Source organism: Brevundimonas sp. (assembly GCF_965278935.1).
GTDB lineage: Bacteria > Pseudomonadota > Alphaproteobacteria > Caulobacterales > Caulobacteraceae > Brevundimonas.
In genome coordinates this window covers 2,765,181-2,790,818 of record NZ_OZ257124.1, presented here as the reverse complement: position 1 = coordinate 2,790,818, position 25,638 = coordinate 2,765,181, and the positions used below count along the sequence as shown (strand labels likewise).

Here is a 25,638-nt window from a genome sequence, read left to right as displayed (position 1 = left end):
CACGTGCCTGAAAACAAAAAGACTTTGGGAGGATGACCATGAACACCAACAGGACCGCGATGCTGGCGACCACCGCCGCAGCCGCCCTTCTGAGCCTGGCGCCCGCCGCCTTGGCGCAGTCGACCACGCCACAGACGCCGGCCCCCGTGCCGTCCTCGACCCAGCTGTCGCAGGCCGCCCAGTCGATCGCCGACCAGGCGGAGCAGGACGGCGACGCTTCGTCGGTCGATGACATCGTCGTCGTCGGCTCTCAGATCCGGGGCGCGGACGTCACCGCCGCCCTGCCGGTCACGGTGCTCAGCGAAGAGCAGATCCTTGCCACCGGCGCGGTCAACGGCGACGATCTGCTGCGCTCGATCCCCCAGATGGGCGACGTCCTGTTCTCGGCGGCCAACAACCCCCAGACCTCGAACGCGGCGCGCGGCGACGTGAACTCGGTGAACCTGCGCTCGCTCGGCGTCGGCAACACCCTGGTCCTGCTGAACGGCCGCCGCATCGTGCAGCACCCGACCAGCCAGGGCACGTCGGACACCGGCACCGTCCCGGTCCTCAGCTACAACTCCAACGCCATCCCGGTGACCGGGTTGGAGCGCCTTGAGGTCCTCCTGGACGGCGCGGCCGCCATCTACGGCGCCGACGCCGTGGCCGGGGTGGTCAACACCGTGCTTCAGGACGACTTCGACGGCCTGAAGATGAACGCCCAGTACGGCGGCGCGGAAGGCACCCATCTGAAGGAGTTCAACCTCGGCGTCTTCGCCGGCAAGGACTTCGACCGCGGCAATATCTCAGCCTACATCGACTACACGGACCGTGCGGCCCTCCGCGCCGAGGACCAGGAGTATACGGCGACCGACAACCTGCGCTTCCTGTTCGCGGGGAATGAGGCCTTCGCCTCCAGCCTGACGCCCGACTTCCGCAACACGCGCGGCGCCTGGGGCAATTTCGCAGTCGTCGGAGCGACCACGGCGATCCGTCGCGGCACGACGTCGCTGACCACGGCCGCCGGCGCCTTCCATATCCAGCCGACGACCCTGACGGGCTGTCTTGTTCCCAACGCGAATGACGCCAACGTCTGCCTGGGCTCCGGCGCCCTGACCTTCAACGGGGTTCAGCGCGACCTGCGTTTCGACACGGCGCCCGGCACCACCATCCTGCCGGACACCCAGCGCCTGAACGTCTTCCTGCAGGGCCACTACGACATCAACGACAGCGTCACCGCCTTCGGCGAGCTCGGCTACTATACGGCCGACACCCAGCGGGTTCAGCCGCCGGTGATCAATCTGAACACGCTGACGATCCCGACGACCAACTACTGGAACCCGTTCGGCCCGGTCACTTTCGCCAACGGCCAGGTGAACCCCAACCGCATCCCGGGCCTGACCAATGTGCCGGTCACGGGCCTGGCCATCACCCTGAACCAGTACCGTTTCGTCGACGCCGGCTATCAGAAGGTCAACGTCACCAACTACCAGGCCCGCGCCCTCGGCGGCCTGCGCGGCGAATGGCGCGGCTGGGACTGGGAGACGGCGCTCCTCTATTCGGAAGCCGAGGCGGTCGACGAGTCCCTCGCCGTGAACACCCAGGCGCTGCAGGCCTCGCTCGCCCTGTCGACGCCGGACGCTTACAACCCGTTCAGCGGCGGCTGCATCGCCCAGACCAGCTTCGGCGATTGCACGCCCAGCTCGCAGACGGCGCTCGACGCCATCACCTTCACCCTGAAGCGTGAGAGCAAGACGACGCTGGCGCTGTACGACTTCAAGGTCTCGCGCGGCGATCTGTTCAGCCTGCCGGCCGGCGACGTCGGCGTCGCCTTCGGCTTCGAGGCGCGCAGGGAAACCCAGGACGACGACCGCGATTCCAACCTGGACGGCTCCAACCCGTTCCGGGACACGGTCACCGGCGCGGTCCAGCTGTCAAACGTCATCGCCGTCAGCCAGAACCCCGACACCCACGGCGAGCGGTCCGTGACCTCGGCCTATATCGAGTTCGCCGTGCCGGTCGTATCGCCGGAAATGAACATCCCGCTGGTCCACAATCTGGAGATCCAGATCGCCGGTCGCGCCGAGCACTATTCGGACTTCGGCGACGTCGCCAAACCCAAGATCGCCGCCGCCTGGGACATCGTCGACGGCCTGCGCATCCGCGGTTCCTACTCGGAAGGCTTCCGCGCGCCGAACCTGGAACAGGTCAACACCGCCACCTACGGCCGCCTTTCGACCAACCCCGACTACATCCGTTGCGAGGCGGATCTGCGGGCCGGACGGATCGCGACCTTCGGCGCCTGCTCGCGTTCGATCGGCGCCTCCCTGCTGGTCTCCGGCAACCCGGATCTGGAGCCGGAAGAGAGCCAAAACCAGTCCTATGGCGTCGTCTTCCAGCCCCAGTTCATCCCGGCGGAGTGGGGTGATTTCACCTTCACCGTCGATCGCTGGAGGATCCAGCAGGAGAAGATCGTCGGCCTGTTCGGCGGTCCGAACGCCGTGGTTCTGGATTACGCAGAACGGGTCCAGGGTCGCTCCAACCCCCTGGTCACGCGCGCCCCGGTCAACGCCGACGACATCGCCCTGTTCGCCGGCACGGGCATCACGCCGGTCGGGGTGATCACCTCGATCTCGGACCGGTTCGTGAACCTCTTGCCGCAGGACGTCGAGGGCATGGATATCGGTTTCAACTGGCGTCTGCGGAACACCCCGCTGGGCAGCTTCCGCGTCAACATCGACGCCGCCAAGCTGATCAAGTTCAGCCGTGAAGCGGGTCCGGCCGTCGACGCCCTCTATGCCGCCCGCGCGGCCGGCACGATCAACGCCGCCACGCCTCTGCCCGACTCCAGCAACCTGCTGGCCCAGAACGGTCGTCCGGAATGGAAGCTGTCGGGCTCCCTGACCTGGAGCCAGGGCCCGTGGCAGGTCGGCGCCTTCACCCAGTACATCTCGGCAGTGAACGACACGAACCTGCTGGACACGGCCGGCAACGCCTGGGAGGTCGAAAGCCAGGTCACCGGCAACCTCTACGCCCAGTACGAGTGGGAAGAGAACAACGGCTTCGCCTCCAACAGCCGCATCCGCTTCGGCGCGCGCAACATCACCAACGAGCGTCCGCCGCTGTCCTCCTCGGGCTACCTCGGCTCCCTCTATCGCCCTTACGGGCGCTACTGGTACGTCTCGATGGCCAAGGAGTTCTAGACAGCTTGCGACGGAGAAGGACGATGCGTTCAGTAGTTTCGATCCTGACCGTTGCAGGGGCGATCTGGGCCGGGGCGGGTTTCCATGACCCCGTTTCGGCCCAGGCCATCGCGCCCGAGCCTGCGACCTGCCTCGCCAGCCTGCCCGAAGGGACGACCTGTTCGTCCGGCCGGTCGGCGGACGGGGCCTGGTTCTGGACGGCGTATCCACGTGACTGGAACGGAACCCTGATCGTCCACGCCCACGGCGGCCCGCGCACGGCCGAGCCCCAGCGCGCCGATCCGGTCGAAGACCTTGAACGCTTCTCCGTCATGGTCAGCGAAGGCTATGCATGGGCCGGCTCGACCTATCGCCGGGGCGGCTACGGCGTGCGGATGGCCGCGGCCGATACCGACGACCTGCGCCAGATCGTCTGGGACGCGTTCGGCAAGCCGAAACGCACGATCCTTCACGGCCAGTCCTGGGGTGGCAACGTCGCCGCGAAGGCGGCCGAACTCTACGCCGTCTCGGCGGATGGGGAGCGCAACTACGACGGCGTCATCCTGACCAGCGGCCTCGTCGCCGGCGGCACGCGCGGCTACACATTCCGCGCCGACCTGCGCGCGGTCTACCAGTTCTACTGCCACAACCACCCGCGCCCGACCGAGACCCAATACCCCCTTTGGCAAGGCCTGCCCGAGGGCGCCTCAATGCCCCGGGCCGACATCGCCGCCCGGGTCGAGGAATGCACAGGCCTCAGCCTCGCGCCCGAGGCCCGCACGCGCGCCCAGGCCGATGCGCTGCGGAACATCCTGTCGGTGATCGGGGTGACGGCCGACAACCTCGTCGCCCACCTCGCCTGGGGCACCAACCTGTTTCAGGACATGGTCTGGAAGCGGCTGGACGGAGGCAACCCGTTCTCAAACGCAGGCACGACCTACCAGGGCTCCGACGACGACGTCGCCCTGAACCAGGGCGTCGAGCGGTTCGAGGCCGACCCTGCCGCGGTCGCCGCGCTCGCCTACGACGCGGACCTGACCGGGAACATCGTCCTGCCAACCCTGACGATGCACGCCCGCTATGACCCGACAGTCTTCGTTGGCCACGAGGCGATCTACGCCCGCACCGTCGCCGGGGCGGGCCGGTCGAACCTTCTCAGCCAGGTCTTCACGACCGAGGCGCTGCACAGCCAACTCAGCATCTCCCAGTACGCCGGCATGCTGATCGCCATGACCCACTGGCTGGACACGGGCGAGAAGCCGGATGCGGCGGATGTGCTGGAGGCGTGTCGGTCGCGAGCGGAAGCCTACAATCAGCCCTGCCTGATCGACCCGGACTTCGTGCCGAACTAGCTTCCCCTTCTCCCCTTGCGGGAGAAGGTGGCCGAGCGAAGCGAGGTCGGATGAGGGGTGACTCCCGGTCTGGCCAGTGAGGACTCGACCAGCGCACGGCCTGATGCCGAGTGTCACCCCTCACCCGACCGCGCCAGAACGACGGCTGCGCCGTCGTGCGCGGGCTCCCTCTCCCGCAAGGGGAGAGGGCAGGTCAATTGCGATTCTTCACCAGATCATCCACCACCGATGGATCCGCCAGGGTCGACGTATCCCCCAGCGACCCGAGGTCGTTCTCCGCGATCTTCCTCAGGATCCGCCGCATGATCTTGCCCGACCGGGTCTTCGGCAACCCGGGCGCCCACTGGATCACGTCGGGCGCGGCGATCGGCCCGATCTCGTGCCGCACCTGCGCCACCAGCGCCTTCTTCAGGTCGTCGTGCGGCTCGACGCCCTTGTTCAGCGTCACATAGGCGTAGATGCCCTGACCCTTGATGTCGTGGGGGAAGCCGACCACGGCGGCCTCGGCCACGTCCTCGTGCAGCACCAGGGCGCTCTCGACCTCGGCCGTGCCCATCCGGTGGCCCGAGACGTTGATGACGTCGTCGACCCGCCCGGTGATCCAGTAATAGCCGTCCTCGTCCCGCCGGCAGCCGTCCCCGGTGAAATACTTGCCGGGATAGGTCGAGAAATAGGTGTCGAAAAACCGCTGGTGATCGCCCCAGACCGTCCGCATCTGACCCGGCCAGCTGTCGGTGATGCACAGATTGCCCGACGCCGCGCCGTCCAGCACCCCGCCTTCGGCATCGACCAGTTCCAGCTCTACCCCCGGCAAGGGCTTGGTCGCCGAGCCCGGCTTCAGGTCCGTGGCGCCGGGCAGAGGGGCGATCAGCGCCCCGCCGGTCTCGGTCTGCCACCAGGTGTCGATGATCGGCAGACGCCCTTCGCCGACCACCTCGTGATACCAGCGCCAGGCCTCCGGATTGATCGGTTCGCCGACCGTACCCAGCAGCCGCAAAGACTTGCGGCTCGACGATTTCACCGGCTCGTCCCCGTCGCGCATCAGGGCCCGCAGGGCTGTGGGCGCCGTGTAGAAGATCTCGACCTTGTGTTTGTCCACCACCTGCCAGAAGCGGCGGTTGTCCGGATAGTTGGGCACGCCCTCGAACATCAGGGTCGTCGCCGCATTCGCCAAGGCGCCGTAGACGACGTAGCTGTGCCCCGTGACCCAACCCACGTCGGCCGTGCACCAGAAGACCTCGCCGGGCCGATAATCGAACACCAGCTCATGCGTCCACGACACCCAGAACAGATAGCCGCCGGTGGTGTGCAGCACCCCCTTGGGCTTGCCCGTCGAGCCCGAGGTGTAGAGGATGAACAGCGGGTCCTCGGCGTTCATCGGCTCGCACGGACAGTCGTCCGACACGCCGGCCACCGCCTCCTCGAACCGCACGTCGCGACCCTCGACGATCGGCACGTCCGCGCCGGTGTGGGCGATGACCAGAACCTTGTCGACCGCCACCCTGGTCAGGGCCTCGTCGACATTGGCCTTCAGCGGGATCTTCTTCCCCGCCCGCAGCCCTTCGTCGGCCGTGATGACGATCTTCGAACCGCAGTCCTCGATCCGCCCGGCGATGCTGTCGGGCGAGAACCCGCCGAACACGACCGAATGAACGGCCCCGATGCGCGCACAGGCCAGCATGGCCACCGCCGCCGCCGGGATCATCGGCAAATAGATCGTCACCCGGTCGCCCTTCGCGACGCCGAGGTCCTTCAGCACATTGGCCATGCGGCAGACCTGACGGTGGAGCTCCGCATAGGTGATCGCGCCCGAGACCGACGGATCGTCGCCCTCGAACAGGATCGCCGTCTGGTCGGCGCGCTCGGCCAGATGCCGGTCGATGCAGTTCCAGGCGACGTTCAGCACCCCGTCGGCGAACCAGCGGATGCGGAAGTCGTCCTTGTCGAACGACACGTCCTTGATGACCGTCGGCGCCGTGATCCAGTCCAGCCGCTTCGCCTGTTCGGCCCAGAAGGCGTCCGGCGTCTCTCGCGCCGCGGCCCGTGCGGCCTCGTAGCCGGCGGCGTCCATATGGGCTCGTTCGGCCCAGTCGGAGGGAACGGGATACAGGTCGCGGTCGGTCATGAGCATCTCCTGGGTCCGAACCTAGCGAGGTCCGCGAGCGAAGGGGAGCCAATCGCAAAGAACGGCGTTAACCTTGAGCATTCACCGGGGATCATCATGAGCCTGAACCGCCTTCTCGTCGCCGCCGTGATCGGCGCGATGTCCGTGTCCGCCTGCACGCGCGAGGGCGAAGCGCCCGCCGAACCCGTGAACCAGACGCCGCCGGTCGCCCAGCCGACGGCGCCGACCGCCCCGCCCATCGGCTATGCCTGCGAGAGCGGCCAGACGGTGACGGTCCAGTACCCCGACACGGCCACCGCAAGCGTCGCCTACAAGGGCCAGACCTACGCCCTTCGGCTCGTCCCGTCCGGTTCCGGCGCTCGCTATTCCGGCTCGGGCCTCGAATGGTGGATCGCCACCCGCGACGGATCGGAAAGCGCAACCCTGAGCCGCCTGGGGCCGAACGAGGACGTCGGCGTCGCCGTGCTGGAACGCTGCAGCCGCCCGTCGGCCAATCCGGCCCTGCCGGTTCCGGGCGCGCCGACGACGCCGCAGCCGGCGCCGGGCGGCGTCCTGCCGGCCTCGACGCCTTGCCGCGCAGCCCAGCTGCGCCTGAACTCCGAGACCGGCGACGCGGGCGCCGGCAACCGGGTCAATGTCTTCGGCGTGACCAATGCCGGGACCGCGCCGTGCAGCGTCTCGGGCTATCCGGCCGTCAGTCTGCTGGACGGTCAGGGGCGCGCCCTGACCACGATCCGCTCCGACCAGAACCCGCAGACCGCGACGCCGGTGAACATTCCGGTCGGGGGCAAAGCCTTCTTCGACATCGCCTGGAACGTCGTGCCCAACGAAGGCAATGGCGAACGGGTCTGTCCGTCGGCGGCGCGGGTGCGGGTGCTGATCCCCGGCGACACGGCGGCCTTGGCCATCCCCCTGGCCTTCACGCCCTGCGGCGGACGTATCCGGGTCAATCCGTTCCGCGCCGCCGTGGAGCCGGGTCCGGCGCCTGAGCCCGTTCGAGCGGCGTCAGCGACCTGATTTCCTTCCCCCGCAAGCGGAGAAGGGACTTGGTGGTGCTGGAAACCATCCGCGAAAGGGCGTAGCCACCCGCCATGCAAACCACAGGCTTTCACGACCGCGTCGCGGCCGAGCTTTCCGATATCGATGCGCAGGGGCTGACCAAGCCCGAACGAGTGATCGAATCGCGCCAGGGACCGGTGATCGAGGTCGGGGGCCGCAAGGTCCTCAACTTCTGCGCCAACAACTATCTGGGCCTCGGCGGCGACGACCGCGTTGTCGCGGCGGCCAATGCGGCGGCCGAGAAGCGCGGCGCCGGCACAGCCTCGGTCCGGTTCATCTGCGGCACGCTCGACATTCACAAGGAGCTGGAACGGGCGATCGCCGACTATCTCGGCTTCGAGGATTCGATCCTGTTCGCCGCCGCCTTCGACGCCAACGGCGGTCTGTTCGAACCCCTGTTCGGGGCAGAGGACGCCATCGTTTCCGACAGCCTCAACCACGCCTCGATCATCGACGGCGTGCGCCTGTGCAAGGCCAGGCGCTACCGGTTCGCTAACTCCGACATGGCCGATCTGGAAGCCCAGCTGAAACAGGCGAGGGCCGACGGCGCGCGCGACATCGTCATCGCCACCGACGGCGCCTTCTCGATGGACGGCTATATCGCGAAGCTGGACGAAATCCGCGCTCTGGCCGACCGGTACGGCGCCCTGATCATGGTCGACGACTGCCATGCGACCGGCTTCCTGGGTCCGCAGGGGCGGGGCTCCTATGCCCACCACGGGGTCAAGGTCGACTTCGTCACCGGCACCTTCGGCAAGGCGCTGGGCGGGGCCATGGGCGGCTTCATCTGCGCCACGACGGCGGTGGTTCAACTGCTGAAGCAGCGGGCGCGGCCCTACCTCTTCTCCAATGCCCTCGCGCCCAGCGTCTGCGGCGCGTCGCTCGAAGCCATCCGCATCGCCCAGGGCGAAGAGGGCGACAAGCTGCGCGCCCAGCTGATCGCGAACGCCGCACGCTTCCGCAACGCAATGAGCGACGCCGGCTTCGACCTGCTGCCCGGCGAACACCCGATCGTTCCGGTCATGCTCGGCGACGCCAGGCTGGCCCAGACAATGGCGGCGCGGATGCTGGAGCTCGGCGTCTATGTCATCGGCTTCTCTTTCCCGGTGGTGCCGCGCGGCGCGGCGCGGATCCGGACGCAGATGTCGGCGGCGCACACCTTCGAACATATCGATCAAGCGGTCGCGGCGTTCACGACGGCCGGCAGAGAACTGGGAGTGATCAAATGACCACCACAATGAAGGCCCTGGCCAAGATGCGCCCTGAGGTGGGCCTCGAACTCATCGATGCCCCCATCCCTGTGGCGGGACCCGAGGACGTGCTGATCCGCGTGCACCGCACGGCCGTGTGCGGCACCGATATCCACATCTGGAACTGGGACGAGTGGTCCCAGAAGAACGTGCCGACGCCGATGATCACGGGCCACGAGTTCTCGGGCGAAATCGTCGCCATCGGCTCTGACGTCCAGCGTCCGCTGAAGATCGGCCAGCGCGTCTCTGCCGAAGGGCATGTCATCGACCTGAACTCCGAGGCCGCCCGCGCCGGCCATTTCCACCTCGACCCGCACACGCGCGGCATCGGCGTGAACCGCCAGGGCGCCTTCGCCGAGTTCGTGGTGGCCCCGGCCTTCAACGTGATCGAGCTGCCCGACGATGTGTCCTACGAGGTCGCCTCGATGCTCGACCCGTTCGGCAACGCCGTGCACACGGCCCAGCAGTTCGACCTGCTCGGCGAGGACGTGCTGGTCACAGGCGCCGGGCCCATCGGCATGATGGCCGCCGCTGTCGCCCGCCACGCCGGCGCCCGCACCGTGGTCCTGACCGACATCAACGACTTCCGTCTGGAGCTGGCCCAGAAGGTCGCGCCGGGCGTGCGCACGGTGAACACCACCAAGGAAGACCTCCGCGACGTCATGAAGGAACTGGGCCTGAAGGTCGGCTTCGACGTGGCTCTGGAAATGTCGGGCTCGCCCATCGCCTTCAAGCAATGCGTCGACACCTTGATCATGGGCGGCGGCATGGCGCTGCTGGGCATTCCGTCCAAGCCGATGGAGACCGATTGGGGCGCGATCATCCTCAAGGCCCTGACCATCAAGGGCGTCTACGGTCGCGAAATGTTCACGACCTGGCGCAAGATGCTGGGCCTGCTCAAGGCCGGTCTCGACCTCGAACCGCTGATCACCCACCGCCTGTCCTATGCCGATTACCGCGAGGGCTTCGACGCCATGAAGTCGGGTCAGTCGGGCAAGGTCATCCTCGACTGGGACAAGGCAGCCTGACCCCGATTGTCGCCTTCCTGACAGGCGAGGGGACGGACGGTGCGGGGCGGGATGTCTTCGAGGTCATCCGCTTCGACGACGTCGCCCTCGAGCAGGCGCACGACTTCATCCAGTGGCTGTTCCCCTTGCGGGAGCGGTCGGGTGCGCAGCCGAACGCGCCGACTCTTACGGACGAGGATATAGAGGCGATCCGCGAGTCCCTGTCGGCCCAGGCCGCGCTGGCCGCGGCGACGGACCGGCTGGCGATCTTCTACTACCGCAACGGCCACTGGCTGACGGCGAGCGATCACAACCATCTGAGGATCACCCGGATCATCAAGTCCCTGCGCCTGCTGCGCGGCGACGAACTGGCCGATGCCTTCAGGACGCTGATCCTCGCGCGAGTGGAGGAGGCGGGCTCCCCGATCGGCAAGCCCACGCTGGGGTTCTGGTCCCGGGCCTAGGCTTTCAGGGCCTTGATCAGGGCCGCCTCGAAACTCTTCGCTTCCGGCCCCGGCAGGACGTCGCCAATGCGGCCGGTCTCGTAGAGTTCGAACACCGACGGGTGGACATAGGACGAGCGGCACACCGTCGGCGTGTTGCCGAGGAGGCCCGCCACAGCCTTCACGCAGACGGTGATCTTGCGCTTCGCATCCGTGGCCGAGGTCGGAGGCTCCATGTCGCGCAGGGCGCGGGCGGCGGAGACGGTGCCGGCCCAGGTGCGGAAGTCCTTGGCCGAGAACTGCTGGCCCATGGCGTCGCGGATATAGGCGTTCACGTCGTCGGAGGTGATGGGGCACAGGTCACCCTCGGCGTTGCGGTACTTGAACAGTTGCTGGCCGGGCAGCTCCCGCATGGCCCTGATCACGGTCGCCAGACGGCGGTCCCTGACGCTGACCTTGTGATCGACCCCGCTCTTGCCCCGGAAGGCGAAGCTGAGGCCGGCGCCATCCACTTCGAGGTGGCGCTTGTGCAGCGTGGTCAGACCATAGCTGCGGTTGGCCTTGGCGTACTGTGCGTTTCCGACGCGGATCAGGGTGATCTCGAGCAGGCGGACTGCGGTCGCCAGCACCTTCTCCCTGCCGGGTCCGCGTGACGACAGGTCGTGGTCGACGCGGGCCCTCAGCTTCGGCAGGGCGCGGGCGAAAGCGGGCAGCTTGTCGAACTTGTTCTCCGACCGGTGGTGGCTCCAGTCGTCATGATAGCGGTACTGCTTGCGGCCCTTCAGATCGCGGCCGGTGGCCTGAATGTGGCCGGAGGCGCGCGGGCAGATCCAGACGTCGGTCCAGGCCGGCGGGATGGCCAGCATTCGGATGCGGTCCAGCACCTTGGCGTCCTTGATCGCCTTGCCGTCGGCGTCGCGAATGGAGACGCCCGCGCCGGACTTGACGCGAGTCAGGCCGGGATGAGCGTCGCTGCAGTAGGTCAGGCCCTTGGGGATCACGCGTTCGGCGTCGTGAGCGGCGTCGTAGGCCATCACGATGCCTTGTCGAGCTTGGCGTGGAGGCCGTCCACCCAGGTCCGGCCGGGCTCTCCGCCCCACAGCAGCCAGGCGATATAGCCGGCGGACGGCTGGTCCTTGTTGGCCCAGTTCTTCCCGCGCTTATCGACGTTGTGGCGGGCGAAATAGGAATACATCGACTTGATGTCGCGCTCGGATACCGTCTCCCGGTTCCTGAGCTGGCTGGCCCGTCGACGACCAACCTCGGTGCCGCTCCGGCCGTGTTCCTCGCGCAGCTTGAGGCCCTTCTCGGCCTCTTTCGCAACGGCGGCGGGCGGAGTGCGCTGTTTCTCGGTAAGGGCTGGCGTGGCCATTGTTCGGTCCGTATCTGGGAGTCGGCGAACGCTGCACGGAACCACGCGGTTCCTCTTGACCCGGAGTGTCGGGAAGGGGACGGAGCGACATGAACTATCGCCACAGCTTCCACGCCGGAAACTTCGCCGACCTGGTCAAACACGCCCTCGTCCTGTGGCTGCTGAAGACGCGGCAGGCGGCGGGACCGGTGGTCGTTCTCGACACCCATGCGGGGGCGGGGCTGTACGACCTGACCGGCGACGCGACGCGGTCGCGGGAGGCTGAGGCCGGGGTCGAGCGGCTCATGGCGGCGGCGGACCGGCCTACTCTGATCGAGGCGCTGGCGGTTGAGGTCGCGGCCCTGAATCCCCAAGGCGGGGTGCGTTTCTATCCGGGGTCGCCGGTGCTGGCAGCCAGGTCGCTGAAGGCCGCAGACGCCTACGTCGGGTTCGAGCTGCGCGAGGAGGTGGCCGGTCTGTTGCGCGAGAGTCTGTCGGGTTTCGCCAATGCGCGAGGCGAGATCGGCGACGGCTACGATCTGGTCCTGGCGGAGGCGCGGCAGGCGGGCGGATCGCTGGTGTTGATCGACCCGCCGTTCGAACGGCCGGACGACTATCTGCGGGCCGCCGATACGGCGGCGGCGATCGTCAGGGCGGACGCGACGGCGGTGGTCGCGATCTGGACGCCGCTGAAGGATCTGGAGACGTTCGACGGCTTCCTGCGGCGGCTGGCCTCGGGAACCAGGGCGCCGACCCTGGTGGCGGAGGCGCGGCTGAGGCCGCTCACCAATCCGATGAAGATGAACGGCTGCGCCATGGTGGTGGTCAATCCGCCGGAGGGCGCTGATGCGGCGGCGGCGGAAATCTGCGGCTGGGTGGCGAGGACCTTGGGGGATGCCGGGGCGAAGGCCGAGGTGTGGCGTGCCTGACCGGACTCCCGAAAAATGAGTCCGCCGGGTCCGGCGCGTCCGGCGCCTGCCGGACTCCTGAAAAAACGAGTCCGCCGAGTCCGCCGGGTCCGGCCGCGGGAGGCCAGGAGAGCGGTGACGGGATTGTCAAAGACCGTGGCCGGTCCCCGCTAGCATGCCGCCGCGTCAGATCCGGACGCAGACCTATTCGATGACTTCGCCGGCCTCGTAGAGGTTCGGCTCGAACGTCGCGATGGCCATGATCGGCAGCATGGCGTTGGAGACGGCGGCGGTGCGGGTCATCGCCTTCCAGTCGTCGACGGAGCGCCAGACCGCCTGATTGACGACCGTCTTGCCGTTCAGGCCCCGGTGTAGGGTCGCCGAGACGAAGCCGGGCAGGCCGACCTGGGCGCGGGTCAGGGCGGCCAGCAGGTCCAGCAGTTCATCCTGCTTCTCGGGCTGGACCTTGAAGACGTTGATCAGAACCACGGGGGCGATGTCGGCGTCCGGATCGGTCATGTGCGGGCCTGTAGCGTCTTTGCCCTTGTCCCGCCATCGCGGAGCGGTCCCTATGGAGCCATGAAACCGATTGCGATCCTGGAAACCGGCAAGCCGCCCGAGGCGCTGAAGGATGCGTTCGACGACTATCCGGCGCGGTTCCGGGCCCTGCTCGGCGAAGGCGTGGCGACGGTGCGGTTCGACGTTCAGGCGGGACGATTGCCCGAAGACCCGGGCGCGTTTCAGGGCGCGATCGTCACCGGCTCGGCGGCAGGGGTCTATGACGACCTGCCGTGGATCGCCCCGTTGAGCGACTGGCTCCGGTCGGCGCGCGGAAAGACACGGCTGGTCGGCATCTGCTTCGGGCACCAGATCATGGCCCAGGCCTTCGGCGGCGAGGTCGCCAGGTCGGACAGGGGCTGGGGCGTCGGCCTGCACCGGTATCGGGTGCTGGCGGACGAGCCGTGGATGTTCCCGCGCGCGGCTTCCATCGCCATCCCGGTGTCGCATCAGGATCAGGTGCTGACCCCGCCGGCCGATGCGAGGGTGATCGCGGCCAGTGACTTCACGCCGTTCGCAGGGCTCGCCTGGGATGACGCCATGTCCTTCCAGTGCCATCCGGAGTTCCAGCCTGACTACGCCGCCGCCCTGGTCGAGAGCAGGCGGGGGACGCGCATACCGGAAGCTCTGGCGGACGAGGCCATGGCCAGCCTCTCGCGCTCCAACGACCGGGCGGTGCTGACGGCCTGGATCCGCGCCTTCCTGATGCTGACCCCGCCGCCGGTCGAGGGCGAGGGCAGCGGGATCTAGCCTAGGGCCACTTCACCACGGGCGGCATCGAACTGAGGATCGACTCGACATTGCCGCCGGTCTTTAGGCCGAACATCGTGCCGCGGTCGTAGAGCAGGTTGAACTCGACGTAGCGGCCGCGACGGACCAGCTGTTCTTCCCGCTCGTCCGCCGTCCAGGCCTCGGTTATGCGACGCTCGACGATGGCCGAATAGGTTTCGAGGAAGGTCTCGCCGACGTCGCGGGTGAAGGTGAAGTCCTTCTCGTAATCGCCAGAGTCATGGTGGTCGTAGAAGATGCCGCCCGTGCCGCGCGGCTCGTTCCTGTGCGTCAGGAAGAAGTAGTCGTCGCACCAGGCCTTGAACTTCGGATGCCAGGTCGGGTCATGGCGGTCGCAGGCGGCCTTCATCCCGGCGTGGAAGGCGACCGTGTCCGGGGCCTTCTGGCTGCGGTCAACGTCGAGCACGGGCGTCAGGTCGCCGCCGCCGCCGAACCAGCTCTTCGTCGTGGCGATGAAGCGGGTGTTCATGTGCACGGCCGGGACGCGCGGGCTGACCGGGTGGCAGATCAGGCTGATGCCGGTGGCGAAGAAGCGCGGGTCCTCGTCGGCGCCAGGGACGGTCTTCGCATAGTCGGCGGGGAACTCGCCGTGGACGGTCGAAACGTGGACGCCGACCTTCTCGAACAGGCGGCCGTGCATCATGCCCATGACGCCGCCGCCCCCGGCCGGGCGGGCCCAGGAGGTCTTCACGAACCGCCCGGGCTCGCCGGGGAAGAGGTCCGGGGGCGCCGCGTCCTCCAGCGCCTCGAAGCGGGCGTGGATGCGGTCGCGCAGGGCCTCGAACCACGCGCGGGTCTCCACCTTCTTCAGGTCCAGCGGATCGGCGTCGGGGAGGGGGACCTGGCTCATGGGCGGCGTTCAATCACGTCTCGCGCGCGAGGTCACGCCGGAGCCGGATGAACCGCACGGGTCCGCCGCCGTTTGGAACAGGGGGCTGTCAGGAGATTTCACGATGCGACGCCTGCTGATCCCGATCCTCTCGACCGCCCTGTCGTGCGCGAGCGCGGCCTCGGCACAGGAGTCCGGCGTGTTCCGCGAGGCGGACGAAAGCCTGACCTGCGCCCAGATCGGCGACGAGGCGGCCCAGCTGAGCGAGGTCATGGGTGACGCCACGCCCCAGGGCGGCTGGCTAAGTTCGCTGGGCAATCTGGCCAAGTCGGGCGCCTCGTTGCTGGTGCCCGGCGCCGGACTGGCCGTCGCGGGCGCTGACGCCGTGCGCCAGCCGGCCCGGGATCGGGACGAGGCCGAGCGGTCCGCGATCCAGAACCGCTGGTATTATCTGAACGGCCTGCACGCCGGCCGCGGCTGTCGCGAACCGGCCGCAACCGTGGCTCCGGCGTCCGTCCAGCCGCAGAGCCCGGGCCGGACGCCCGCAATACAGCCGACGGTCCTGCCCACTCCGGTACGAGGCAACCACTAGCGCGCTTTACTCGCCGGACGCCGTCGGCCACGGTCGCGGCTCCACAGCGAGTACCGTCCATGCGTCCGATCCTGACCGCCCTGATGGGCCTTGCCCTCGCGACGCCCGCGCTGGCCCAGATGCCCGAGGCCGAGCGGACGATCATGTCGACGGTGGTCGCCGAGCACGACCGCCACATCGATCTGCTGGAGCGCCTGGTCGATGTGAACTCCGGCACCCTGAACCTGGCGGGCGTGACGACGGTCAGCGAGATGGTGCGGGCCGAGCTGGAGCCGCTGGGCTTTCAGGTGCGCTGGGTCGACATGTCGGCCACCGGCCGCGCAGGACATCTGATCGCGACTCATGACGGCGGTGGCCGGAATGTGCTGCTGATCGGCCACCTCGATACGGTGTTCGAGGCCGACAGTCCGTTCCAGACCTTCGTGCGCGACGGTTCGCAGGCCACCGGCCCCGGCATCGGCGACGACAAGGGCGGGGTTGTGGTGATCATTGCCGCGCTCCGGGCCATGCAGGCGGCCGGGACGCTGGAGGGATCGAACGTCACGGTGGTCCTGACCGGGGACGAGGAACGGCCGGGCTCGCCGCTGGAGGTCGCCCGCCGCGACCTGATCGAGGCCGGGCGGGTCGCCGACTTCGCCCTTGAGTTCGAAGGGCTGGCCATCGAAGACGGCGAGGAGTTCGGCACCATCGCGCGGCGCAGTTCGTCGAGCTGGACCCTGACCACCGGTGGTCGGACGGGCCATTCCAGCGGCGTGTTCGGGGAAAACCTCGGCTATGGCGCGATCTACGAGATGGCCCGCATCCTCGACACCTTCCGGCGCGAGCTACCGGAGCCGAACCTGACCTACAATGTCGGCGTCGTCGCAGGCGGGACTCCGGCCGAGATAGACGCGGCGGGCTTCCGCGTCACGGCCTCGGGCAAGACCAATATCGTGGCCGAGACGGCCATCGCGCGGGGAGATCTGCGCACCCTGACGCCGGAACAGGACGCGCGCGTCCGCGAGCGGATGGCGGGGATCGTGGAGGATCACCTGCCGAAAACGACGGCGGAGCTCGAGTTCGCGCCCGACGGCTATCCGCCGATGGCGCCGACGCCGGGCAATACGGCCCTGCTGGAGCGTCTGAACGCGGTCAATCGCGACCTCGGCCTGCCGGTGATGGCCCCCTATGATCCGGCCAGGCGCGGGGCGGCGGACAGTGGTTTCGTGGCCGCCGACGTCGATACACTCGGCGGGCTCGGCACGGCGGGGGCGGGCGCCCATGCCGTGGGCGAGTCGATCGATCTCGACAGCCTGGTGCGCCAGTCGCAGCGCGCGGCGGTGCTGATCGGGCGGCTCAGCCTCGGCGAATAGGGCAAGCGACCGATCGCCGCTTTCCCTCGGACGCCGACGTCTGCCAGTCTCCGCCCTCATCTTTTCCGGAGGTCGCCATGATCCGCTCCTGCCTGCTCGCCGTGTCCATGCTGGCCCTGGCCGCTCCCGCAGTCGCCCAGGACGGCGAGGCGAGGGTGCGCGAAATCCTGCGGACCACGCCCCTGATCGACGGGCACAACGACCTGCCGTGGGCGCTGCGGCAGGGCTACGGCAACGACCCGCACGCGGTGGACCTGGCGACCAATCTCGACGCCTCGACCGCGCTACACACCGACATCCCGCGCCTCAGGGCCGGGGGCGTCGGCGGGCAGTTCTGGTCGGTCTATGTTCCGGCCGTGCTGACCCCGACGGAAGCCGCGCGCGAGACCTTCGAACAGATCGACACCGTCCGCCGCATCGTCGCCGCCCATCCCGAGACCTTCGAACTGGCCACCACCGCCGACGACGTCGAGCGCATCCACGGGGCCGGCAAGATCGCGTCGCTGATGGGGATCGAGGGCGGCTATTCGATCGACGATTCGCTGGGCCTGCTGCGCGAGTTCCATCAGGCGGGTGTGCGCTACATGACCCTGACCCATTCGAAGACGACCTCGTGGGCCGACAGCGCGACCGACGCGCCGAAGTGGGGCGGGCTGTCGCCGTTCGGCGAGGACGTCGTGCGCGAGATGAACCGGATCGGCATGATGGTCGACCTAAGCCACGTCTCGGAAGAGACGATGGTCGACGCGATGCGGGTGTCCGAGGCGCCGGTGATCTTCTCCCACTCCTCGGCGCGGGCGGTCACCGCCCACCCGCGCAATGTGCCCGACAGCGTGCTGCGCGCCATGGAGGACGACGGTGGTGTGGTCATGGTGACCTTCGTGCCGGGCTTCATCTCGGAGGCTGTCCGGAGATGGAACGCGGATCGGGCGGCCGAGGCGGCGCGACTGCTGGCCCTCAGCCCGGGTGATCCGGCGGCGGTGACGGCGGGCACGGCGGCGTGGGACGCGGCCCATCCGCAACCGACGGCCGGGATCGCCGACGTTGTGGCTCACATCCAGCATGTCCGCGATGTGGCCGGGATCGACCACGTCGGACTGGGCGGCGATTTCGACGGCGTGACCAGCCTCCCGACCGGGGTTGAGGGGGTGGACGCCTATCCGCGCATTCTCGCCGCCCTGATGGCGGCGGGCTGGACAGAGGGCGACATCCGCAAGCTGGCCGGCGAGAACGTGCTGCGCGTCATGCGGGCGGTCGAGGCCGTGGCGGCGTCGAAGGCGGACGAGCGGCCGTCGCTGGCTGTCATCGCGACGGCGGGCGCGCCGGAGTAGGCTAAAGCTTGCCGAAAGCGACGCCGCGCCACCCCCAGCCGGCTTGCCTGGCGGCGGCTTCCAGTGGTTTCTTCATCTCGTCGGTCTTGAAGGTATAGCTGTAAACCTTGCCCCAGCTCAGGTCCTCCTCGCGGAAGGCCCAGACGGTTTCGGTGCTCATCTCCCACGACTGGCCGCGGAAGCCGCTGAACCCGGCCCCGCCGCCGATGACGGACAGGTCGCTCAGGGACGGCACGCCCGCCCGCCATTCGACCTGGAACTCCTGGTCGACCGAACGGACCTGGCCCGAGGCTTCGTCGAACTTCATCAGGATTTTGAAGACGCGCTTGATCCCGGCCTTGGCGAAGATCTCGTACCAGGCGGCGTCGACGATCTTCCATTCGGCGACGAGATCGACTTTTTCCTTCGCGCCGTCGCGGATCAGCCAAGGCGCGCCCTCGCGGTTGACAGCCAGAAGGGTCTCGCGGAGCTCGGCCGTCCCGACCCGCGCGCTGCTCGGCTTCGAGCCGCCGGTGAAGATGTCGAAGAGACCCATGCCGCGCGCTCCTGCCTGAGCGACGACAGTGGCACGTCAGCCGGTGCGCGGCGAGGACCGGGCGCCGCCGGTCTGTCTCAGACCTTCGAACAGACCGATTCCGGCGCTGACCGACAGGTTCAGCGAGCGGGCCTCAGGCAGGATGGGGATAAAAACCCGGGCGTCGGCGGCCGCATGGACGTGGTCGGGCGCGCCGGAGCTTTCCGAGCCGAACAGAAGTGTGTCGTCGGGCTGGAACACGAAGTCGGTCAGGGGCGTCGCGCCTTTTGTCGTGAACAGGACCAGCCGCCCGGGGCCCCGCGAGGCCTGGAACGCGTTCCAGTCGGCGTGCCTCGTCATGTGCGACAGGGGGCCATAGTCGAGCGCCGCACGCTTCATGGCGCGGTCGTCGAACAGGAAGCCCGTGGGCTCGATAATGTGCAGCCCGACCCCGAAACACGCCGACAGCCTGATACAGGCGCCCACGTTCTGGGGAATGGCCGGTTGAAAAAGGGCGAGACGCATTCTAAGGCCCTCATACGCGCGGGCAGGGGTCTTGTCGCGGTCAGTATTGCGAGTGGTTCTCAAGTAACCACAGCGACTTGCGGCGATGAGCCGCAAAGCCTGACCGGGTCGAAACCTCGCCGGGGCGCTAAGGACATTTCCTCGTGCACGGGTCTCCACACGGTAGCCCGCGATCCGAGTTTTACAGAGGTGAGACGTGGCCGAATCGGTCGTGACTGAACATCCCGAAGGTGACGCCACCCGCCGGGACTTCATCCATATCGCGGCCGGCGCCGCGGCCGCCGGCGCGGGCGTGATGGTGGTGTGGCCGCTGGTCAACTCCATGAACCCGGCCGCCGACACCCTGGCGCTGTCGACCGTCGAGTTCGACACGTCGAAGGTCGCCGAGGGGATGCAGATCGTCATCACTTGGCAGGGCAAGCCGGTGTTCGTGCGCAACCGCACCGCCGCCGAGCTGCAGCGCGTGATCGCCGACAACGACGCGTCCGACCTCAAGGAGCCGCAGACGGACCAGGAGCGCACCAAGGAAGGCCACGAGCCGATGCTGGTCGTGATCGGCTCCTGCACCCACCTGGGCTGCATCCCGACCTTCGGTTCGGGCGACTTCGGCGGCTGGTTCTGCCCCTGCCACGGCTCGCACTACGACGCCTCGGGTCGCATCCGTAAGGGGCCGGCGCCGAAGAACCTGGTCGTGCCGGAATACGAATTCACCGCCGGCTCCACCATCCGGATCGGGTAAGAGAGACCATGAGCGGACACGAATCCACCTACGTTCCCAAGACCGGCGTCGAGAAGTGGCTCGACACCCGGCTTCCGATCGTGCGCTTCGGCGCTGACTACCTGTCGCTGCCGACGCCGAAGAACCTGAACTACTGGTACACGTTCGGCGGCATCCTGACGCTGTGCCTGGTCACGCAGATCGCCACCGGCATCTTCCTGGCCATGCACTATCAGCCGAACACGGCGATGGCCTTCGCCTCGGTCGAGCGCATCATGCGCGACGTCAACGGCGGCTGGCTGATCCGTTACGTCCACGCCAACGGGGCGTCGATGTTCTTCGTGGCCGTCTACATCCACATGCTGCGCGGCCTCTACTACGGCTCGTACAAGGCGCCGCGGGAGATGATCTGGATCCTCGGCTGCGTGATCTTCTTCCTGATGATCGCCACGGCCTTCCTGGGCTACGTCCTGCCGTGGGGCCAGATGTCCTACTGGGGCGCCGAGGTCATCACCAACCTGATCGGGGCCATCCCGGTCATCGGCGAGCCGATCCTGATCTGGCTGCGCGGCGGCCCGGCCATCGACAACGCTACGCTGAACCGCTTCTTCTCGCTGCACTACCTGCTGCCGTTCGTGATCTTCGGCGTCGTGGTGCTGCACCTTTGGGCCCTGCACACGGCCGGCCAGAACAACCCGGTCGGGATCCTGATCCCCAAGGAGCGCGAGGCCAAGGACACGGTCCCGTTCCACCCCTACTACACGGTCAAGGACGGCTTCGCGGTCATCCTGTTCCTGATGCTGTTCGCCGTGTTCGTCTTCTTCATGCCGAACGCCCTGGGCCACGCCGACAACTACATCCCGGCCAACCCGCTGCAGACACCGGCCCACATCGTGCCCGAGTGGTACATGCTGCCCTTCTACGCGATCCTGCGGGCCATTCCGGACAAGTTCGGCGGCGTGGTCGCCATGTTCGGTTCGATCGGCGTGCTGTTCATCCTGCCCTGGCTGGACACGTCCAGGGTGCGGTCGATGCGCTATCGTCCGACCATGAAGATCTTTTTCCTGATCTTCGTGCTGGTCGGCCTGATCCTGGGCTGGTGCGGCGCCCAGTTGCCGGACGCCCCGGTGGTCCCCGGCATGCCGAGCTTCGTCCTGATCGACGGTCATCTGAACAGCTATCTGTGGCTGACCCGTCTGGCCACGCTCTACTACTTCGCCTTCTTCTTCGTGATCATGCCCTTCGTGGGCCTGAAGGAGACGCCGCTGAAGATCCCGGCCTCGATCTCCGAGCCGGTCCTGTCGGGACCGTCCGCGATGACCGCCGCCGCTCCCGCCGACGCAGAAAAGAAGGGCTGATCGCGATGTCGATTTCTATTCGCAAACTGGCCCTCTCGATCGCCGCCATCGCGGCCGTCGGTGCGGCTTCCCCGGCCTTGGCCGAGGGCGGCGCCCATCACCCGCGTTCGGGCGGCTTCACCTTCGACGGTCCGTTCGGCACCTTCGATCAGGCCCAGCTGCAGCGCGGCTATAAGGTCTATCGCGAGGTCTGCGCCGCCTGCCACTCGATGGACCTGATGCATTTCCGGACCCTCGGTGAGAAGGGCGGGCCGTTCTACGACCCGCACGCCGAGAACCCGGCCGCCAACCGCTACGTGCGGGCCCTGGCCGCCGAGATCGAGGTCGCGGACATCGACACCGAGACCGGCGAGGCGATCCGTCGCCCGGCGACCCCGGCGGACAAGTTCCCGAACCCCTATCCGAACCGCACGGCCGCGGCCGCCGCGAACGGCGGGGCAGCTCCGCCCGACCTGTCCGTGATGGCCAAGGCCCGTCACGGCGGCGCCGATTACATCTACTCCCTGCTGTCGGGCTACGAAGCCCCGCCGGCCGGCCTGCGGATGACGGCGACCCAGCACTACAACCCGTATATGTCGGGCGACATGACCCCGTTCTGGGACGGCGATCCGGAACACGTCCCGGCCGGCGGCTTCATCGCCATGCCCGCGCCGCTGACCAGTGCCGGTCAGGTCACCTACGACGACGGCACGGAAGCCACGGTCGACCAGATGTCCAAGGACGTCGCCGCCTTCATCGCCTGGTCCTCGGACCCCAAGGCGACCGAGCGCAAACAGTCGGGCGTGGGCGTCCTCGCCTTCCTCGCCATCTTCGCCGGCATCACCTACGCCAGCTACCGCCGCATCTGGAAGGGCGTTGCCCACTAGCGCGCTGCCGGTTCACGTCGCAGAAATTAGCCCGTCGGGTCCGCCCGGCGGGCTTTTTCGCGTCCAGATGCGAGACGCTTGCAAGATAATGACGGGAGATATATCTTTTATCAAACGCCCTTGAAGGATCGCCCATGGACACCACCCGCATCAGTCGCGTTCGGCACGATCTCCGACGGCGTGATCTGACCGTCGCCGCCGTGGAAACTCTGACACCCAAAATGTTGCGCGTGGTGGTGTGCGGAGACGATCTCTCCGACTTCGTCAGTCTGGGCTACGACGACCACGTCAAACTGTTCTTCCCGCCGGAGCGCGAACTGGCGGAGGGAGAGCGTCCGCCGATGCGGGATTTCACGCCGCGCGCCTATGATATCGCCGCACGCAGTTTGACCCTCGACTTCGCCCTGCACGAGGTTGGCCCCGCCGCCGACTGGGCGCGAGGGGCCAAGGTCGGCGACGCCCTGTCCGTCGGCGGACCGCGCGGCTCCATGGTCGTGGCCGATGCCTTCGACTGGTATCTGCTGATCGGCGACGAGAGCGCCCTTCCTGCGATTGCCCGCAGGCTGGAGGAATTGCCTGCCGCCTCCCGGGCCTTCGTGCTGATCTCGGTCGCGGGCCCGGAGGAGGAAATCCCCCTGACCTCGCTCGCACCCGCCGACATCCGCTGGGTCCACAGACCCCTGTCGCGGGCAGACGATCCGTCGCCGTTGCTGGAGGCCTTGACGGCGATAGAACTGCCGGACGGCGAAGGTTATTGCTGGGTCGCCGGCGAGCATTCCGTCGCCCGCGCGATCCGAGCCCATCTGATCGAACGACCCCAAGTCAACACTGACTGGTTGAAGGCCGCCGCCTACTGGCGCAAGGGCGAGGCCGATGCGCATGAGAAGCTGACCTGAAGCGGTACGCGCCGGTATCGGACGATCGCGCGTGCCATTCTAGATGAAAAGCAGGCCCTGGCGCGACCATCCGGTATGTCGCCACGATCAAGGACGACCGCTGGCACGAGGTCGGCCACTCTGTCCGCGAGGGCCAGCCGCCGCTGCCCTATATCGAAATGGATCTGCGCCGCTTCGGCGACACCGACTGGCCGTCCGCCTGAGCAGTAGCGTCGACGGAATGAGCGAGGCACAGTGTCGGTCATGACCGACACTCCCAGGCTGGAAATGGCTCGCAGGCTCGACGCCTTCGTCGACGCCGCCTTCGCTTTCGCCGTGACCCTGCTGGTCGCGGGCGGGGGCGATCCGCCGAGCTCTCTGGCCGAGATGCGGGCGATGTTCCTGAGCGCTCCGGCCTACGGGGCCAGCTTCGCCCTGATCGTCATGTTCTGGCTGAGCTATCGCGATCTGGGCCGGCTCTGGCCGTTGCGAGACGCCTTGTCGACGGCTCTGAGCGTGGCCCTGGTGTTCGTGGTCCTGCTCTATGTCTTCCCGCTCAGGCTGATGATGCAGTCGGCGCTCCACGCCCTGTCCGGCGGCATCCTGCCCGGCGGGGATCTGATCAACGGCATCGAGGATCTGCGCTTCCTCTACGTCGCCTACGGAGCGGGGTGTCTGTCGCTTTCGCTGATGTTCGCGGCCCTCTATCGCCATCATCTGAAGCAGGGGACAGCCAGTCCGGTCCAGGCCGTCAGCGCCCGTATCTGGATCCAGAACTGGATCATCCTGTCCGCGGCCTCGCTGGCGTCCATCCTGATCGCCCTGACCGCGCCAGACGCCGCAGCGCCCTGGGCCGGGGGCTTCGTCTACATGAGCGTGCCGGCGCTGATCGGGATCGCGTCGATCTTCCACGCGCGCGCCATGTCGCGGGCGACGCAAGTCGACAGCGCAGCCACAGGCCCCTAACCTCCGCCGACATTCAGTTCGCCGAGGATTTTCATGCGTTCGCTCACCGCCGTCGCCGCGCTTCTCGCGGGTCTGTCCCTGTCGTTCGCGGCGAGCGCCCAGGAGCCGACGTTCGACGCGGCCCGCCTGTCCGAACACATCCGCATCCTGTCCGCCGACGAATTCGAGGGCCGCGGCATCGCCACCCCGGCGGAGCAGAAGGTCATCGACTACCTCTCCAGCCAGTTCGAAGCGGCCGGGCTGGAACCCGGCGGCGACAATGGCGGCTGGACCCAGGCCGTGGCCCTGAACAAGTTCACGGCGTCGGAGGTCCAGGCCCAGCTGACCGTCGGTGACTGGACGCAAGGCCTGACCCAGGGCGAACAGATCGTCATCTCCAGCCGGCGTCCGGGCGAGAGCCACGTGATGCTGATGGACGCGCCCCTGGTCTTCGTCGGCTACGGCATCCATGCGCCCGAGCGGAACTGGGACGACTTCAAGGGCCAGGACATGACCGGCAAGATCCTGGTCGTGCTGGTCAATGACGCCGACTTCGAGGAGCCGGCGCTGGATACGTTCGGTGGCCGGGCCATGACCTACTACGGCCGCTGGACCTACAAGTACGAGGAGGCGGCGCGTCAGGGCGCGGCAGGCGTCATCATCGTTCACGAGACCGATCCGGCGTCCTACGGCTGGACGACGGTCCGCAACTCCTGGTCGGGCCCGCAGTTCGACATCGTGCGCGAGAACGCCGACGAGCGCGTGCCGATGGAAAGCTGGATCCAGCGCGACGTCGCCGTCCAGCTGTTCCAGCACGCCGGTCTGGATTTCGAGGCCCTGAAGGTTCAGGCGCGCAGCCGTGACTTCCAGCCGGTGACGCTCGAGGGCGCGGAGATGGATGTGATGTTCGACGTGGCCTCGCAGCGGATCGAAACGCACAACATTCTCGGCCGCCTGCCGGGCACGACCCATGCGGACGAGACCTTCCTCTACACGGCCCACTGGGATCACATCGGGGTCGGCACGCCGGACGCCAACGGCGACGCCATCTTCAACGGCGCCGTCGACAACGCCTCGGGCATCTCCGGCCTGATCGAACTCGCGCGGGTCTACGCCGCCGGCGAACGGCCCGAGCGGTCGATCGTCTTCATCGGCTTCGCGGCCGAGGAGAGCGGCCTGCTGGGCTCCGAATACTACGCCGCCAACCCGATCTATCCGCTGGCGACGACGGTCGGCGGGGTGAACATGGACTCGGCCAACGTCTATGGCCGCACGGCCGCGTTCGGCGTCGTGGGTTATGGCCAGTCGGACTTCGACCAGCGGATGGCCGCCATCGTCGAGGGGCAGGGACGCACGATCCAGCCGGACGGCAATCCGGCCTCGGGCACCTATTTCCGTTCGGACCACTTCCCGCTGGCCAAGCGCGGGGTGCCCATGGCCTACGCCAAGTCGACCGGGGACTTCGTCGATGAGCCGATCGCCGACCGTCTGGCGGCCCGCAGTGCCTACACCGCCAACCGCTATCACCAGGCCGACGACGAATGGTCGGCCGACTGGGACTATTCCGGCCAGATCCAGGACCTGCAGGTCTACTGGTCGCTGGGCCATGCGCTGGCCAACAGCCGCGACTGGCCCCAGTGGAAGGACGGCTCGGAGTTCGGCCCGGCCCGGGCGGCGAGCGCGGCGGAGCGTCGCTAGCCTTTCATGACGAAAAGGTAATGGGCGGGGTT

The 25,638-nt window shown here is 67.8% G+C and carries 24 protein-coding genes; 17 read left to right on the top strand and 7 right to left on the bottom strand.

The genetic code is table 11. The features are described from left to right. The first annotated feature begins 38 nt into the window (after positions 1 to 38). Entirely contained in the window at positions 39 to 3,182 is a 3,144-nt protein-coding gene (locus ACQY68_RS13905) for a TonB-dependent receptor domain-containing protein (protein ID WP_428150115.1), read from the top strand. Positions 3,183 to 3,205: 23 nt separating this feature from the next. Next, positions 3,206 to 4,513 carry an alpha/beta hydrolase family protein gene (locus ACQY68_RS13900; RefSeq protein ID WP_428150114.1) on the top strand — a complete coding sequence of 436 codons (1,308 nt, stop codon included), beginning with the start codon at positions 3,206 to 3,208 and terminating at the stop codon, positions 4,511 to 4,513. A 193-nt stretch (positions 4,514 to 4,706) separates the two neighbouring features. Here ACQY68_RS13900 and acs read toward each other — a convergent pair whose 3' ends face one another. Next, positions 4,707 to 6,638 (bottom strand): acetate--CoA ligase, encoded by a 1,932-nt coding sequence (gene acs, locus ACQY68_RS13895; protein ID WP_428150113.1) that lies wholly within the window; start codon positions 6,636 to 6,638, stop codon positions 4,707 to 4,709. A gap of 96 nt (positions 6,639 to 6,734) precedes the next feature. On the opposite strand from acs, the gene ACQY68_RS13890 reads away from it, so the two are divergent. The 4 genes from ACQY68_RS13890 (at position 6,735) to ACQY68_RS13875 (ending at position 10,418) form a co-directional block, all read left to right on the top strand. Beyond that, a complete protein-coding gene (locus tag ACQY68_RS13890) occupies positions 6,735 to 7,655 on the top strand; it encodes a DUF4232 domain-containing protein (protein WP_428150111.1) in 921 nt (306 codons plus the stop codon). A gap of 74 nt (positions 7,656 to 7,729) precedes the next feature. After that, positions 7,730 to 8,926, top strand: coding sequence for a glycine C-acetyltransferase (locus ACQY68_RS13885; RefSeq protein WP_428150110.1), 1,197 nt, complete (start codon positions 7,730 to 7,732; stop codon positions 8,924 to 8,926). Continuing rightward, complete coding sequence (tdh, locus tag ACQY68_RS13880; RefSeq protein WP_428150108.1) at positions 8,923 to 9,975, top strand: L-threonine 3-dehydrogenase; 1,053 nt, start codon at positions 8,923 to 8,925, stop codon at positions 9,973 to 9,975. The genes ACQY68_RS13885 and tdh overlap by 4 nt, the downstream gene beginning before the upstream one ends. A gap of 125 nt (positions 9,976 to 10,100) precedes the next feature. Beyond that, positions 10,101 to 10,418, top strand: coding sequence for a hypothetical protein (locus tag ACQY68_RS13875; protein ID WP_428150107.1), 318 nt, complete (start codon positions 10,101 to 10,103; stop codon positions 10,416 to 10,418). On the opposite strand, the gene ACQY68_RS13870 is transcribed toward ACQY68_RS13875, so the two are convergent. Next, entirely contained in the window at positions 10,415 to 11,431 is a 1,017-nt protein-coding gene (locus ACQY68_RS13870; protein WP_428150104.1) for a DNA topoisomerase IB, read from the bottom strand. The genes ACQY68_RS13875 and ACQY68_RS13870 overlap by 4 nt on opposite strands. Beyond that, the gene (locus tag ACQY68_RS13865) at positions 11,431 to 11,769 is read right to left on the bottom strand and encodes a hypothetical protein (RefSeq protein ID WP_428150103.1); all 339 of its coding nucleotides are present in this window, start codon (positions 11,767 to 11,769) and stop codon (positions 11,431 to 11,433) included. The genes ACQY68_RS13870 and ACQY68_RS13865 overlap by 1 nt, the downstream gene beginning before the upstream one ends. Positions 11,770 to 11,858: 89 nt before the next feature. Between ACQY68_RS13865 and rlmJ the strand changes: the two genes are divergently transcribed. Continuing rightward, complete coding sequence (gene rlmJ, locus ACQY68_RS13860; RefSeq protein ID WP_428150101.1) at positions 11,859 to 12,677, top strand: 23S rRNA (adenine(2030)-N(6))-methyltransferase RlmJ; 819 nt, start codon at positions 11,859 to 11,861, stop codon at positions 12,675 to 12,677. 183 nt (positions 12,678 to 12,860) lie between these two features. Here the strand turns inward: rlmJ and ACQY68_RS13855 are convergent, their stop codons facing one another. Next, positions 12,861 to 13,175, bottom strand: coding sequence for an antibiotic biosynthesis monooxygenase family protein (locus ACQY68_RS13855; RefSeq protein ID WP_428150099.1), 315 nt, complete (start codon positions 13,173 to 13,175; stop codon positions 12,861 to 12,863). A gap of 60 nt (positions 13,176 to 13,235) precedes the next feature. On the opposite strand from ACQY68_RS13855, the gene ACQY68_RS13850 reads away from it, so the two are divergent. Next, positions 13,236 to 13,964 carry a glutamine amidotransferase-related protein gene (locus ACQY68_RS13850; protein WP_428150098.1) on the top strand — a complete coding sequence of 243 codons (729 nt, stop codon included), beginning with the start codon at positions 13,236 to 13,238 and terminating at the stop codon, positions 13,962 to 13,964. A 1-nt stretch (position 13,965) separates the two neighbouring features. On the opposite strand, the gene hemF is transcribed toward ACQY68_RS13850, so the two are convergent. Further along, a complete protein-coding gene (hemF, locus tag ACQY68_RS13845; RefSeq protein WP_428150096.1) occupies positions 13,966 to 14,853 on the bottom strand; it encodes an oxygen-dependent coproporphyrinogen oxidase in 888 nt (295 codons plus the stop codon). A gap of 103 nt (positions 14,854 to 14,956) precedes the next feature. Here hemF and ACQY68_RS13840 point away from each other — a divergent pair, with 103 nt between their 5' ends. From ACQY68_RS13840 to ACQY68_RS13830, 3 genes are all read left to right on the top strand, one after another. Then, on the top strand, positions 14,957 to 15,424 hold the full coding sequence (locus tag ACQY68_RS13840) for a hypothetical protein (RefSeq protein WP_428150094.1): 468 nt from the start codon (positions 14,957 to 14,959) through the stop codon (positions 15,422 to 15,424). 59 nt (positions 15,425 to 15,483) lie between these two features. After that, entirely contained in the window at positions 15,484 to 16,776 is a 1,293-nt protein-coding gene (locus ACQY68_RS13835) for a M20/M25/M40 family metallo-hydrolase (protein WP_428150093.1), read from the top strand. 77 nt (positions 16,777 to 16,853) lie between these two features. Continuing rightward, positions 16,854 to 18,107 (top strand): dipeptidase, encoded by a 1,254-nt coding sequence (locus ACQY68_RS13830; RefSeq protein WP_428150091.1) that lies wholly within the window; start codon positions 16,854 to 16,856, stop codon positions 18,105 to 18,107. A 1-nt stretch (position 18,108) separates the two neighbouring features. On the opposite strand, the gene ACQY68_RS13825 is transcribed toward ACQY68_RS13830, so the two are convergent. After that, positions 18,109 to 18,642, bottom strand: coding sequence for a hypothetical protein (locus ACQY68_RS13825; protein ID WP_428150090.1), 534 nt, complete (start codon positions 18,640 to 18,642; stop codon positions 18,109 to 18,111). A 36-nt stretch (positions 18,643 to 18,678) separates the two neighbouring features. Then, positions 18,679 to 19,146, bottom strand: a complete 468-nt coding sequence (locus ACQY68_RS13820; RefSeq protein WP_428150088.1) for a tRNA (cytidine(34)-2'-O)-methyltransferase — start codon at positions 19,144 to 19,146, stop codon at positions 18,679 to 18,681. A gap of 196 nt (positions 19,147 to 19,342) precedes the next feature. Between ACQY68_RS13820 and petA the strand changes: the two genes are divergently transcribed. From petA to ACQY68_RS13790, 6 genes are all read left to right on the top strand, one after another. After that, positions 19,343 to 19,885 (top strand): ubiquinol-cytochrome c reductase iron-sulfur subunit, encoded by a 543-nt coding sequence (gene petA, locus ACQY68_RS13815; protein ID WP_428150087.1) that lies wholly within the window; start codon positions 19,343 to 19,345, stop codon positions 19,883 to 19,885. A gap of 8 nt (positions 19,886 to 19,893) precedes the next feature. Beyond that, positions 19,894 to 21,222, top strand: coding sequence for a cytochrome b (locus tag ACQY68_RS13810; RefSeq protein WP_428150086.1), 1,329 nt, complete (start codon positions 19,894 to 19,896; stop codon positions 21,220 to 21,222). Positions 21,223 to 21,227: 5 nt separating this feature from the next. After that, positions 21,228 to 22,088, top strand: coding sequence for a cytochrome c1 (locus ACQY68_RS13805; protein ID WP_428150084.1), 861 nt, complete (start codon positions 21,228 to 21,230; stop codon positions 22,086 to 22,088). A gap of 134 nt (positions 22,089 to 22,222) precedes the next feature. After that, positions 22,223 to 22,984, top strand: a complete 762-nt coding sequence (locus ACQY68_RS13800) for a siderophore-interacting protein (RefSeq protein WP_428150083.1) — start codon at positions 22,223 to 22,225, stop codon at positions 22,982 to 22,984. 243 nt (positions 22,985 to 23,227) lie between these two features. After that, complete coding sequence (locus ACQY68_RS13795; protein ID WP_428150081.1) at positions 23,228 to 23,929, top strand: TMEM175 family protein; 702 nt, start codon at positions 23,228 to 23,230, stop codon at positions 23,927 to 23,929. A gap of 33 nt (positions 23,930 to 23,962) precedes the next feature. Further along, positions 23,963 to 25,606: a M28 family metallopeptidase gene (locus ACQY68_RS13790; protein WP_428150079.1), complete on the top strand. Its 1,644-nt coding sequence runs from the start codon at positions 23,963 to 23,965 to the stop codon at positions 25,604 to 25,606. Positions 25,607 to 25,638 lie beyond the last annotated feature (32 nt).

What these genes read in the sequence shown, in the direction of transcription:
- ACQY68_RS13850 (WP_428150098.1), top strand. Translation starts at nt 13,236, where the DNA reads ATGAAACCGATTGCGATCCTGGAAACCGGCAAGCCGCCCGAGGCGCTG.
- ACQY68_RS13855 (WP_428150099.1), bottom strand. Translation starts at nt 13,175, where the DNA reads ATGACCGATCCGGACGCCGACATCGCCCCCGTGGTTCTGATCAACGTC.
- ACQY68_RS13800 (WP_428150083.1), top strand. Translation starts at nt 22,223, where the DNA reads ATGGACACCACCCGCATCAGTCGCGTTCGGCACGATCTCCGACGGCGT.
- ACQY68_RS13820 (WP_428150088.1), bottom strand. Translation starts at nt 19,146, where the DNA reads ATGCGTCTCGCCCTTTTTCAACCGGCCATTCCCCAGAACGTGGGCGCC.
- ACQY68_RS13870 (WP_428150104.1), bottom strand. Translation starts at nt 11,431, where the DNA reads ATGGCCTACGACGCCGCTCACGACGCCGAACGCGTGATCCCCAAGGGC.
- ACQY68_RS13900 (WP_428150114.1), top strand. Translation starts at nt 3,206, where the DNA reads ATGCGTTCAGTAGTTTCGATCCTGACCGTTGCAGGGGCGATCTGGGCC.
- ACQY68_RS13810 (WP_428150086.1), top strand. Translation starts at nt 19,894, where the DNA reads ATGAGCGGACACGAATCCACCTACGTTCCCAAGACCGGCGTCGAGAAG.
- ACQY68_RS13795 (WP_428150081.1), top strand. Translation starts at nt 23,228, where the DNA reads ATGACCGACACTCCCAGGCTGGAAATGGCTCGCAGGCTCGACGCCTTC.
- hemF (WP_428150096.1), bottom strand. Translation starts at nt 14,853, where the DNA reads ATGAGCCAGGTCCCCCTCCCCGACGCCGATCCGCTGGACCTGAAGAAG.
- ACQY68_RS13825 (WP_428150090.1), bottom strand. Translation starts at nt 18,642, where the DNA reads ATGGGTCTCTTCGACATCTTCACCGGCGGCTCGAAGCCGAGCAGCGCG.
- ACQY68_RS13885 (WP_428150110.1), top strand. Translation starts at nt 7,730, where the DNA reads ATGCAAACCACAGGCTTTCACGACCGCGTCGCGGCCGAGCTTTCCGAT.
- ACQY68_RS13840 (WP_428150094.1), top strand. Translation starts at nt 14,957, where the DNA reads ATGCGACGCCTGCTGATCCCGATCCTCTCGACCGCCCTGTCGTGCGCG.
- acs (WP_428150113.1), bottom strand. Translation starts at nt 6,638, where the DNA reads ATGACCGACCGCGACCTGTATCCCGTTCCCTCCGACTGGGCCGAACGA.
- ACQY68_RS13890 (WP_428150111.1), top strand. Translation starts at nt 6,735, where the DNA reads ATGAGCCTGAACCGCCTTCTCGTCGCCGCCGTGATCGGCGCGATGTCC.
- rlmJ (WP_428150101.1), top strand. Translation starts at nt 11,859, where the DNA reads ATGAACTATCGCCACAGCTTCCACGCCGGAAACTTCGCCGACCTGGTC.
- ACQY68_RS13865 (WP_428150103.1), bottom strand. Translation starts at nt 11,769, where the DNA reads ATGGCCACGCCAGCCCTTACCGAGAAACAGCGCACTCCGCCCGCCGCC.
- tdh (WP_428150108.1), top strand. Translation starts at nt 8,923, where the DNA reads ATGACCACCACAATGAAGGCCCTGGCCAAGATGCGCCCTGAGGTGGGC.
- ACQY68_RS13835 (WP_428150093.1), top strand. Translation starts at nt 15,484, where the DNA reads ATGCGTCCGATCCTGACCGCCCTGATGGGCCTTGCCCTCGCGACGCCC.
- ACQY68_RS13905 (WP_428150115.1), top strand. Translation starts at nt 39, where the DNA reads ATGAACACCAACAGGACCGCGATGCTGGCGACCACCGCCGCAGCCGCC.
- ACQY68_RS13830 (WP_428150091.1), top strand. Translation starts at nt 16,854, where the DNA reads ATGATCCGCTCCTGCCTGCTCGCCGTGTCCATGCTGGCCCTGGCCGCT.
- ACQY68_RS13805 (WP_428150084.1), top strand. Translation starts at nt 21,228, where the DNA reads ATGTCGATTTCTATTCGCAAACTGGCCCTCTCGATCGCCGCCATCGCG.
- ACQY68_RS13790 (WP_428150079.1), top strand. Translation starts at nt 23,963, where the DNA reads ATGCGTTCGCTCACCGCCGTCGCCGCGCTTCTCGCGGGTCTGTCCCTG.